General features: G+C 66.7%; 9 protein-coding genes. 5 read left to right on the forward strand and 4 right to left on the reverse strand.

Features of this window, described 5'->3' with window-relative positions:
• Positions 1-4: 4 nt before the first annotated feature.
• Entirely contained in the window at positions 5-1,060 is a 1,056-nt protein-coding gene (locus ACIQCM_RS10620) for a Ku protein (RefSeq protein ID WP_400607471.1), read from the reverse strand.
• A 40-nt stretch (positions 1,061-1,100) separates the two neighbouring features.
• Between ACIQCM_RS10620 and ACIQCM_RS10625 the strand changes: the two genes are divergently transcribed.
• Positions 1,101-3,626 carry an ATP-dependent DNA ligase gene (locus ACIQCM_RS10625; RefSeq protein ID WP_400607472.1) on the forward strand — a complete coding sequence of 842 codons (2,526 nt, stop codon included), beginning with the start codon at positions 1,101-1,103 and terminating at the stop codon, positions 3,624-3,626.
• 116 nt (positions 3,627-3,742) lie between these two features.
• Here the strand turns inward: ACIQCM_RS10625 and ACIQCM_RS10630 are convergent, their stop codons facing one another.
• From ACIQCM_RS10630 to ACIQCM_RS10640, 3 genes are all read right to left on the reverse strand, one after another.
• A complete protein-coding gene (locus ACIQCM_RS10630; RefSeq protein ID WP_400607475.1) occupies positions 3,743-3,994 on the reverse strand; it encodes a hypothetical protein in 252 nt (83 codons plus the stop codon).
• A 171-nt stretch (positions 3,995-4,165) separates the two neighbouring features.
• A complete protein-coding gene (locus ACIQCM_RS10635) occupies positions 4,166-5,329 on the reverse strand; it encodes an MFS transporter (RefSeq protein WP_400607477.1) in 1,164 nt (387 codons plus the stop codon).
• 67 nt (positions 5,330-5,396) lie between these two features.
• A complete protein-coding gene (locus ACIQCM_RS10640; RefSeq protein ID WP_400607480.1) occupies positions 5,397-6,311 on the reverse strand; it encodes a LysR substrate-binding domain-containing protein in 915 nt (304 codons plus the stop codon).
• A gap of 277 nt (positions 6,312-6,588) precedes the next feature.
• On the opposite strand from ACIQCM_RS10640, the gene ACIQCM_RS10645 reads away from it, so the two are divergent.
• The 4 genes from ACIQCM_RS10645 to ACIQCM_RS10660 all read left to right on the forward strand — a co-directional run bounded on the left by ACIQCM_RS10645 (position 6,589) and on the right by ACIQCM_RS10660 (position 11,335).
• Complete coding sequence (locus ACIQCM_RS10645; RefSeq protein WP_400607483.1) at positions 6,589-7,668, forward strand: PrpF domain-containing protein; 1,080 nt, start codon at positions 6,589-6,591, stop codon at positions 7,666-7,668.
• A gap of 73 nt (positions 7,669-7,741) precedes the next feature.
• Positions 7,742-8,935 carry a hypothetical protein gene (locus ACIQCM_RS10650; protein WP_400607485.1) on the forward strand — a complete coding sequence of 398 codons (1,194 nt, stop codon included), beginning with the start codon at positions 7,742-7,744 and terminating at the stop codon, positions 8,933-8,935.
• Between the two features lie 8 nt (positions 8,936-8,943).
• On the forward strand, positions 8,944-10,914 hold the full coding sequence (locus ACIQCM_RS10655; protein ID WP_400607488.1) for a tripartite tricarboxylate transporter permease: 1,971 nt from the start codon (positions 8,944-8,946) through the stop codon (positions 10,912-10,914).
• A 40-nt stretch (positions 10,915-10,954) separates the two neighbouring features.
• Positions 10,955-11,335 carry a universal stress protein gene (locus ACIQCM_RS10660; protein ID WP_400607491.1) on the forward strand — a complete coding sequence of 127 codons (381 nt, stop codon included), beginning with the start codon at positions 10,955-10,957 and terminating at the stop codon, positions 11,333-11,335.
• Positions 11,336-11,556: the final 221 nt, after the last annotated feature.

An 11,556-nucleotide genomic window follows, 5' to 3' on the forward strand; every position in this document is an offset into this window, starting at 1 on the left:
CACCTCAGGCGCCCTTGGACGCCCGCTTGCCCGGAGACTTGGCCGTGGACTTCGACGCCGTACTCTTCGAGGCGCTGGTCTTCGAGGCGCTGGTTTTCGAGGCGCTTGCCCTGGCTGTGCTGCTCTTGGCCGCACCGGCCTGGGCAGCGGCGGCTCCCTTGCCCTCCGAAGCCTTGGCCCGGGAAGTGCGCCGCGCAGGAGCCTTGCCGTCCCCGCCTTCGTGCGCGCCGTCGTCGTCCGCTTCCGCGCCATCGGAGCCCGTACCGGACTCTGCGCCGCGCTTCCGGTCGAGGCTCCGCTTGAGGGCCTCCATCAGGTCGATGACCTCGCCCTTGCCGCCCTCGCCTGCGTCCGCGCCGAAGGTCTCCTCGGTGTCCAGCGACTCGCCCTGCTCCAGCTTGGCCTCGATGAGCTGGCGCAGCTGGACCTGGTACTCGTCCGTGAAGGACGCGGGTTCGAAGTCGGCCGCCATGGACTCGACAAGTGCCGCGGACATTTCGCGCTCCTGGGCGGAAATCCGGATGGACGTGTCCAGCGCGGGGAAGTCCACCTCCCGCACCTCGTCCGGCCAGAGGAGCGACTGCAGGACCAGGACGTCGTCCTTGATGCGCAGCGCGCCCAGCCGGGTCTTTTCCCGCAGCGCGAACTGCACGATGGCCACCCTGTCCGTGTCCTCGAGGGCTTTGCGCAGCAGCACGTAGGCCTTGGGCGACTTGGAATCCGGCTCCAGGTAGTAGCTCTTCTCGAACATCATCGGCTCGAGCTGCTCCGACGGGACGAACTGGACCACTTCGATTTCGTGGCTGTTCTCCGCCGGAATGGATTTCAGCTCATCCTTGGAGAGCACCACGGTGCGGCCGTCTTCCTCATACGCCTTTTCGATGTCGGAGTAGTCGATGACCTGGCTGCAGACCTCGCAACGCCGCTGGTAACGGATGCGTCCGCCGTCGGCGTTGTGCACCTGGTGCAGACTGATGTCATGATCCTCAGTGGCGCTGTAGACCTTGACGGGTACGTTGACCAGCCCAAACGCGATGGCACCTTTCCAGATGGCTCTCATCCCTCAAGTGAACATCACACCGGGCCGGAGGTGAAGCCCCATGGCCGGCAGTAAGGAGCGTGTCCGTGTCGCCGGACGGGAGTTGACCCTCACCAACCTGGACAAGATCATCTATCCGGAGACCGGCACCACCAAGGCCGACGTCCTGGCCTACTACGCGGCCGTGGCCCATGTCCTGATTCCGGCGGCGGCCAACCGCCCGGCCACCCGGAAGCGCTGGGTCAACGGGGTGGGCACGGCGGACAAGCCGGGTGAGGTCTTCTTCCAAAAGGACCTGGAGGACTCGGCCCCCGGCTGGCTGCCCCGGGCCGAGATCACCCACAAGGAACGGACCATCACCTACCCGCTGGTCAACGATCCGGCCACGCTGGCCTGGTTCGGCCAGATCAACTCGCTGGAAATCCACGTGCCGCAGTGGCAGGTGGATTCCCACGGCAACGCGCTGAACCCGGACCGGCTGGTGCTGGACCTGGACCCCGGCCAAGGCGCCGGGCTGGCCGAATGCCGCGAGGTTGCGCTCCTTGCCCGGGCCATCCTGCAGGACGTGGGGCTGGACCCGGTCCCCGTAACGAGCGGCAGCAAGGGCATCCACCTGTACGCGGCGCTGGACGGAACCCAGACCTCGGAGCAGATTTCGGCGTTCGCCAAGGAACTGGCCCGGGCCCTGGAAGCGGACCACCCGGACCTGGCCGTCAGCGACATGAAGAAGACGCTCCGCACCGGCAAGGTCCTGGTGGACTGGAGCCAGAACAGTGCCGCCAAGACCACGGTGGTCCCCTACTCGCTCCGCGGCCGGCCCACTCCCCTGGTCGCAGCACCGCGGACTTGGCGGGAGATCGGTTCAGCCAGCCTGAAGCACCTCGACTACCGCGAAGTGATGCGGCGGGTGCGGGACGGCAAGGACCCGTTCGCCGCCGTCGTCAACGCCTCGGGAGGCACCCCGGACGCTGACGGCGCGTCCCGTGACTCCAACCCACGGCTCGCCAAATACCGCAGCATGCGGGACCCCGCCGCCACGCCTGAGCCGTTCACCGGAGCGGGCGGCAGCGGGGATTCCTTCGTGATCCAGGAACACCACGCCAGCCGGCTGCACTACGACTTCCGGCTGGAGCACGACGGCGTACTGGTCTCCTGGGCGCTGCCCAAAGGCGTCCCCGAGACCGGCGGCCGGAACCACCTGGCGGTGCAGACGGAGGACCACCCGCTCGACTACGCCACGTTTGAAGGGACCATTCCCAAAGGCGAGTACGGTGCCGGCGAGGTGACCATCTGGGACCACGGCACCTACGAGCTGCACAAATGGATCAACGGCAAGGAGGTCATCGCCACCCTCACCGGTTCCGAGGGCGGCGGCCTGGGCGGGACCAGGAAGTTCGCGCTGATCCACACCGGCCGGGGGAAGGGCGGGGACGCGGAGGGACAGTGGCTCATCCACCTGATGGACCAGGAGCAGAAGGGCGGACGACGGCGGCCTGCGGCTGGGGCGGGCAGCCCCCGCCAGGACGCGGCGCCGCGGGACGGCGCGGCGGCAGCCTCCCGGGCTCAGGAGGAAGGGCCCCGGGCGGCGGCCCCCTCAGGTGGGGAACCCGCCGTCGACCCCCTGGACTTCCGCCCGATGATGGCCACGTCCGGCGACACCGCGGACCTGCAGGGCAGCGACTGGCGGTACGAACTGAAGTGGGACGGTGTGCGCGCGGTCCTGGTGGCGGACCGGGACCGGATCCGGATCTTCAGCCGCAACGGCAACGACGTCACCCGCACCTACCCCGAACTGGCGGACCGGAAGTGCTGGCCGGAGCAGCCGTTCGTGGCCGACGGCGAGATCATCGCACCCGGTCCCGGCGGCCGTCCCGACTTCGGCCTGCTGCAGGGGCGGATGAAGCTGACCCGGCCCGCCGACGTCGCCAAGGCGCAGGCGGCCGTCCCCGTGCGGCTGCTCCTTTTCGACCTGCTGTACGACGGCGGCACGGACCTTCGCCGTCTCGGCTTCAGCAAGCGCCGGGCCCGGCTGGAGGAGTTCTTCGGCTCGGCCGCGTTCGGCCAGGGCTGTCCGGTGGAACTGTCCCCGGTTCTCCCCGACAAGGTGGAACATATCCTGGAGAGCGCGCGGGAACTGGGGCTCGAGGGCGTGATGGCCAAGCGGACGGATAGCCGCTACGTCAGCGGACAGCGGACGCGCACCTGGATCAAACTCAAGGTGGAGCAGACGCAGGAAGTGGTGGTGGGCGGCTGGCGGCCAGGGAAGGGCGGACGCCAGGACACCGTGGGTTCACTGCTGGTAGGGATTCCCGACGGCGACAAACTCCAGTACGTGGGCAGGGTGGGCAGCGGGTTCAGTTCCCGGGAACTGGCGGAACTCCGCCAGACCGTGGACCGGCTGGCCCGGAAGACGTCCCCTTTCCACGACGTCCCCCGGCCCGATTCCGCGGACGCGCACTGGATCACGCCGCAGCTGGTGGGCGAGGTGGCCTACAGCGAATGGACCGGGCCCGGTCGGCTGCGGCACCCCGTGTGGCGGGGCTGGCGGCTGGATAAGGGCGCGGACGAGGTGGTCCGGGAGGGCTGAGCCGCCGCGTTTTCGACCCGCATATTCCCGGGCGACGCGCAGATTCCCTGGCGCACCGGATATTCAGTGGGCGCCAGGGAATCTGCGCGTCGATTTCATTTTTGGGTGTGGGCAGACTACGAGGAATGCGGCATCTGCGGCCTGCTGGTGCGGTGGACCGCCGTCACAGCGGCCTCGTGGCCCATGCGGCCGTGCCCGGCGCCCCGTTCCTTGGGGTGCCGGCGCTTGCCTTTGCCGTCAGGCCAGGAGTTTTGCTGCGGAGCACCGCCGAAACGTACGGGCGCCGGCCCGGGCATGTCCGGGACGTTCATTGCCGCTGCCAGGTGGTCCGCCACCTCGGGTGCAAGCGAAGGTTCGTGGTGAGCCATTGTTCTTCCTTTCCGCCGTTGTGAAATGGAATCTTTCCCCGGAAACGGGGCAGGCCTGGAGGAACATCCGGCGGCAGGCGCGGGCCTCGCCGAACCAGGAGTCCCATGGATCAACGATAGGCACGCCGTGCGCGTCTGGGAACCCCCGGGAGGGCTGCGAAACCCAGGGTTTTATTCCTTCTTTCCGGGCCAGCGAAGGCAGGCTGCGCCGAGGACGACGCAGGACATCCAAAGCGCCCCGCTTGGCCCGACCGGAGCGGCCAGCAGCCCGGCCGCGGCCGGCAGCGTGACCTGTCCTATCCGGTTTCCCAGCAGGCGAAGGGCAAGCGCCGCGCCCCGTGAGGCCGGTGGAACCGCCTGGGTTACGAGGGACATCGTGATGGGCTGGCCCAGCCCCAGGAAGAACCCGCCGAGCGCCAGCAGGATCCCTGCAATCCATGGACGTTCAAAAAGCCAAGGCACCAAAGCGAGCGCGGTTCCGGCTCCGGCAAGGCTGGCCAGGACCAGCCCCGGACGGCTCCAATGGGCCACGAGCAGCGGCAGCAGCAGGCGCGATGCGATGGAGGCGGCCGCCCTCGTGGCAAGGAGGACGCCGACCACTGTGGGAGAGACGCCGGTGGACTCGCCCAGTAGCGGGAGGAAAGCGACCAGGATATCCGTGGTGGCAAGGAGTGCCAGGCTCGCCACCATGTTGGTCTTCACCGTCGGGTAGCGCAGCAGTGAGGCAATGGAGGCGGGCCGGGCCCCTGGCGCCTCCGTTCTTGGCCCGCCTGCGGCACCGCCGGCGGCGGTTCCGAGGGCGAAGGGGACAGCAAGGACGGCAATGATGCCGGCGATGATCAGGGCGGCGTTGGAGTCCGCGAGGCGGACCCCGGCCGGGGCTCCTCCGGCATCGCCCATGGCAAGGCCGGCGAGCAGTGGCCCAACCATTTGTCCCACGGCAAAGGACGCGGTGAACCAGCCAAAGGCAGCGTCCATCCGGTCCAGGGAAACGAAACGGGCGATGGCCGACTGGCCGGCAATGGTGAAGAAGAGATGCCCAAGCCCAAGCACCGCGCTGGCCGCGGCAACAAGGAGAAGCGACGAGGACGTGAAGAGCACGAACGGGCCGGCGGCAAGCAGCAGGGTGCCTGCCGCCACCATCCCGCGGAGGGAATTTCGCCGGTCGGAAACCCTGCCCAGCCATATTGCCGCGGCCACGGGGACCAGCGCATACGACGCCGACGTCAGGCCCACCGACAGAGAGTCACCGCCAAGGGCCAGGACTTTATAGGAGATCAGCGGGCGGGCAAGGTTCAGGGCGATCTGGCAGAGGACGGCAGCTGCTATCAGCATCCACAGCCACCGCTGCGATCGCGATCGGTTCTTGCTCAAGGGTCCCCCGTCGTTGCCTGCGCCAGCGCTACTTGAAGTCGCCGCTGCTTTCTTTCGCCACTTCCAGGAGCGTTGCCTGGAAGGCGATTTCGGCCGCAGCCCGTACCCGGTCGTGCCGGTGGGCCAGGAGCACCCGCCGGGAGGGTGCGCTGCTGCCCAAAGACACGATGCTGACGCCCGGGTGCTTGTTCACAACGGCCGTCCGCGGAGCCAGCGCAATACCGAGCCCCACACTGACCATGGCCTGCGCTTCCTGGTAGTCGTTCGCGTGGAAGGAAATCCGCGGTTCGAACCCTGCCGTGTGCGCACTTCTGTGCAGCACTTCGACGACGGGGTGGTCCTGCTCCCGGACGATCCATTCTTCGTGCGCCAGGTCCGCCATGTCCACCTGTTTGCGGCGGGCAAGCCTGTGTTCCTTGCCCACGATGAGCGCGGTGGAATCCTCGAACACGGTGGTCAGCGCGAAATTGTCCGGACTGAGCCGGTTCCACTCATAGTCCCACAGCAGCGACATGCCTACCTGGCCGTTTTCAAGCATCTCGATCAGGTCATCGAACCGGCTGCTACGGACGTGCAGTTCGATGGCCGGGTACTGGGCTTTGAATCTGCTGATCACCAGGGGCAGGAATGATCCGCCAAGGGTGGGGAAGGTTCCCAGGGTGAGGCTGCCGCGGTTGAGCCCTGCGATTTCGGCGAGGTCTGCCTCGGCTGCTGCCATTTGCCGCAGTATGCGGCGGGCATGGGCCGTCAGGACATGGCCGGCATCGGTGGGAACCATTCCCCGGGCCTGGCGCTGCAGCAGGGGCTGTCCGACTTCCGCTTCCAGCCGGCGCAGTTGCTGGGAAACCCCGGAGGGTGAGTAGATATGCTTCTCTGCTGCCGCCGTGATCGAGCCGAGCTCCACGACATCGAGCAAGAGCTCGAGCCTTCTAATGTTGAGCATCCGCGGTCCGCCTTTGAAGTGTTGATTAACCCGGCCTAACGATTCTATACATAGTCTTCACGTTCGGCCCGAAATCCCACGCTTCGGCCAGGCGCGCGGGCCATGAAAACTCCGAAAGCACCGCCCGATGCTCCGTTGCCGAGTAGTGAATGAAGTAAAACTGCACGTCTATGCATTTTTTCGTGATTGTAATTCATACATGACCGGCCTCACACTGGGTTAGGCCATGAGGCCGGTGGCCTGGAAAACAGGCCAGAGAAAGGTGTTGAAAGCGATCATGTTCAAGATTCCGGCTACGTGGATGCGCGGAGGAACCAGCAAGTGCTGGGTGTTCGAATGGGACCATCTGCAGGTTCCCGGCAAGACCGTGGATGAGGTGCTCCTCCGCCTCTTCGGGAGCCCTGACCACCGCCAGATCGACGGCGTGGGGGGCGGCACGTCCACCACCAGCAAGGCGGTCATCCTGTCCCGCTCCATCAGTGCTGAGGCAGACGTGGACTACACCTTCGCACAGGTGGGCGTTGATGAGCAGAAGGTGGACTGGGCCAGCAACTGCGGAAACTGCTCCGCAGTGGTGGCGCCTTACGCGATTGAGCGGGGGTGGGTCGCCGCCGGTGCGGACAGCACGTCGGTCCGGACGCTGAACACCAACACCAACCAGCTCATCCTGCAAAAGGTGGACACCCCCCAGGGGGAACTGCTGTACCCCGGCACGCAACTGATCCCCGGGGTCCCCTTCCCCGGCATGGCAGTGGGAATGGGGTTCTTCGACCCTGCAGGACGGACCACCGGCAAGCTCTTTCCCACCGGGGAGCCGGTGGACAAACTGGACTTCGCCGGCAGGCAGGTGGCGGTCACGCTCATCGATGCAGGAGCTCCGCTGGTCATCGTGGAAGCCGAAGCCGTGGGGCTGACCGGTCATGAGATGGCAGCGGACATCGACACCAGGGAGGACTTGCTGGTGCATCTCGATGACCTTCGGCGGGATGCCGCCGTGCAGATGGGCCTTGCCGCCAGCCGCGCCACGGCCGAACGCGCCATTCCCAAGCTGGCGCTGGTAGCAAGGGCCGGGGAGGCGGACGAGGCCGACGTCGTGGTCCGGATGCTTTCCATGGGCCGCCTGCACCCCGCCCTTGCAATCACCGGCAGCGTGGCACTGACCATGGCGGCGCAGCACACCGGAACGGTGCTGGCCGGCCTGATTTCCACCGACGTCTCAGCAGGAGTCACCATGCGGACCCCCGCCGGCCTGGTGCAGACCTGGTCGGAAACCATCGACGGCGCCACGGTGGTGGGCGCACTGCGAAGCGCCCGCAGGATCGCGGACGCCGAGCTCATCCTCCCGGACACCTGGTAGCCCCACTAAACAAGCCACCCCAAATCCGCCGCGGCTCCCCGCGCAGGCGGCTTACAATCAAAGGACATCCTCAATGACGAGTCAGAAAACATACGTGGAACCCCCCGGTCCGTCATATGACACCCCCACCGCCGAGCAACCGGAACCTCCGAAGCACTCCCGGCGAACCATACTGGCCGTAGTTGCCTCCTTCGCCGCGCTCGGCGTCGCCACCACCGTGGTGGGCGGCGGCCTGCTGAACCCGCCCTCCAGCACCGAAGACGGCAACTTCAGCGGCGAGACCCTGGAATTCCTCATCCCCCTCGCTTCCGGCGGCGGAACAGACACCTGGGCGCGGTTCATCGGCACCGAACTGACCCACTACATCCCCGGCAGCCCGGGATTTGCCCCCGTCAACGAGCCGGGCGGCGAGGGTATCTCCGGGACCAACAAGTTTGCCCGCTCGGCAAAGACGGACGGCACGGAAATACTCGTAGGGACCGCCTCCACGGTGGTTCCCTGGGTCCTGGGCCGCTCCGCCGTACGGTACTCCTTCGAGGACCTCAAGCCCCTAGTGGTGAACGGCACCGGCGGCGTCATCTATGCCCGGACCGAAGCCGGCGTGAACGGCGTCGAGGACCTGGTCAACCGGGATAAGCCCCTCGAATTTGGTGGCATCAGCGCCACCGGGCTGGACATCACCACCCTGGTCGCTTTCGACCTGCTCGAGGCAGAGGTGACCTCCACGTTCGGTTTCGAAGGCCGGGGGCCTGTGAACCTGGCGCTCCAGCGGGGCGAAATCGACCTGGACTACCAGACCACTTCCGCCTACGGTTCGGCCGTCAAGGGCATCGCCGAGGAAGGCAAGGCGACGGTGCTGATGTCCTTCGGCCAACTCGACGAGTCCGGCGAAGTCATCCGCGACCCCAATTTTCCCGATGTCCCCACCGTTCCGGAGGCCTACGAGCGCCTCTACGGCAAGAAGCCATCGGGCGAGAAGTTCGAGGCCTACAAAACCCTGCTTGGCCTCACCTATACCTACCAGAAAGGTCTTTGGGTACCGCAGGAGACGCCGGAAAAGGCCGTCACCCTGCTGCGGGAGTCCAGCGAAAAGCTGGGTGCCGACAAGGACTTCCAAGATAAGGCCGCCAAAGTTCTCGGCGGCTACCCGCTCGTGGCCGACGCCGGCATGGCCGATCGCGTCAGGGACGCCTACACCGTCAGCAGCTCCGTCAGGTCCTATGTCAAGGAACTGCTCGAGAGCAAATACGACATCCACGTTGAATAAGGACAATCATGCTTGATTCCGCTATGGCAGCGCTGGCGTCGCTCGCTGACCCTTCCCTGCTCCTCATGCTCCTGATCGGTGTTGTGGCCGGCCTGGTCATGGGCCTCATTCCCGGCCTGGGCGGCACCGGCGCCGTCGCCATCCTCCTTCCCATTACCTTCGGCATGGAACCGCCCCAGGCGCTGGCACTCCTCATCGGCGCCCTCGCCGTCGTCCACACGTCCGACACCGTCTCGGCCGTGCTGCTCGGCGCGCCGGGCTCGGCCTCCGCAAGCGTCACCATGCTTGACGGCTACTCCATGGCGAAAAAGGGCGAGGCCGCGCGGGCCCTGACGCTCGCTTTCCTGTCGTCCATGGCCGGCGGCATCATCGGTGCCATCGGCCTGACGCTCGCCATTCCCCTCGCCCGGCCGCTCGTGCTTTCCTTTGCCAGCCCCGAACTGTTCATGCTGACGGTCCTGGGCGTTGCACTCGCGGCAGTCCTGTCCCGCGGGAACATCATCAAGGGCGTTTCGGCCGGCCTCCTCGGTCTTATCCTCGGCATGGTGGGCACCTCGCCCACCACGGCCGAGGAGCGCTTCACTTTCGGCAGCCTCTTCCTTGGTGACGGCCTGTCCCTCGTGGCTGTGGCCCTGGGCATCTTCGGCCTGGCGGAAATCGCGTCGCGGGCAAGCCAGCGGCGCGGACAGAAGCAGAACATCAGCCTTGGCGGCGGCTGGGGCAAAGGCATCCGCGAATGGCTGTCCCACTGGACGCAGGTAATCCGTGGAGCATTGATCGGGATATGGGCGGGCGTGCTGCCCGGCGTCGGCGCCACAGCGGGAACCTGGCTCGCGTACGGGCAGGCCGTGGCAACGGCAAAGGACAAGCGCAAGTTCGGCAAGGGCGACCCCCGCGGCATCGTGGGCCCGGAAAGCGCCAACAACTCAGTGGAAGCCGGGGACCTCATTCCGACGCTGCTCTTCGGCATCCCCGGCGGCGTTCCCTCAGCCATGCTTTTGGGCATGCTCCTGACCTATGGCATCCAGCCTGGCCCGTCCATCATCACGGAGCACCTGGACCTGATGTACCTCATCGTGTGGTCCTTCGCCATCGCGTCCATCCTTGGCGCCCTGTTCTGCTTCCTCAGCGTCAAGCAGCTCGCCAGGCTCACGAAGGTTCCCTTCGCTGTCCTCGCGGCCGGCCTGGTTGCCGTCATGCTGCTCGGGTCCTTCCAGGAGGGCGGCCAGCTGGGCGACCTCTGGGTCATGATCATCCTCGGCGTCTTCGGCTGGCTGCTGAAGTCCACCGGCTTCCCCCGGGCCCCGTTCCTGATCGGCTTCGTCCTGGCCATTCCGCTGGAGCGCTACTACTTCCTCACGGACAGCCTCTACAACGGCCTGGACTGGATGGCCCGCCCGGGCGTGCTGGTCTTCCTCGCGATCCTGGTCCTGCCCATGATCTGGGCGTTCATCAAGTTCATCCGGGCCCGCCGCAACACCAACCTCGACGACGGCCACCGCGACGAACGTCCCGAAGAGGACGAGAGCCCGCTGAAGAACTCCACCTGGTCGCTTGCCGCGGCAGGCATCTTCGCCACGGCATTCGCCGCAGCCCTCATCGCGTCGGCATCGTTCTCACCGGAAGCGCGGCTGGTCCCCCAGCTGGTCAGCATCGGCGGCCTGGTGTTCTCGGGCATCCTGCTCGCCACGGAAATCAGGACCCGGTTCCGCGGACGGACCGCGGGTGCGGGATGGACGCTTGATGCCGGCTTCGCCCTGAAGACGTTCCTGTGGATGACCGGGTTCCTGGCCCTCACCGCAGCATTCGGCTACCTCGTGGCGGTGACCATATTCATCCCCGCGTTCCTGCTGGTCGTCGCCAGGGCAAGGCTCAAGGTGGCCGTCATCTACACCCTGGCCCTCTACGCCGTGCTGCTGGTATTGCCCTCCCTGCTGCCGATCGACCTGCCGCAGGGCTGGCTCAATACCCTCGTCTAGCCCCAGCCCACCCGCACCACATACCGGAGAGAAGCCCAACATGACGGTTCTCGTTGCTTACCAGCCCTCCCTCGAAGGCCGTGAGGCCCTGACCACGGGCATAGCCGAAGCGCTGCTTAGGAAAACTGACCTGCTCATCGTGAACGTGGGCCGCGGCCACCACGACCTGGAACCGGCGGAAGTGCAGCAGCTGGAATCCCAGCTGACGGCAGCGGGGCTGACGCTCACGCTTGAGTCTTCGGTCCTGTCCGACCCCGGCGATGCCGTGATCCAAATCGCGCAGGATCGGAAGGTGGACATGATTGTGGTTGGCCTCCGCCACCGCTCGATGGTAGGCAAGCTCATCCTCGGCAGCACCGTCCAGCGCATCCTGCTTGACGCCACGTGCCCCGTGCTCGCGGTACGCCCCGACAGGCTGTAGGGGCACCCGGCCGCACCCAGGCTGCCGGTCCTTCCGGCGGGCGTGCATCCCTCCCCGCATTCCATCGCAACAGGCAGCCCGAAGGACGGGCGCGGCGGAGGGGCAGCCACGCAGCAGGAGGCAGGTGGTCCATCTGGACCACCTGCCTCCATCAGCGTTCCCAGCCGGAGTCCGACGGCGGCAATCGCCTCCCCTCCCGGCGCCGCCAAAGCGGTGTCGCC

The organism is Pseudarthrobacter sp. NPDC092439 (assembly GCF_044754945.1).
Lineage (GTDB): Bacteria > Actinomycetota > Actinomycetes > Actinomycetales > Micrococcaceae > Arthrobacter.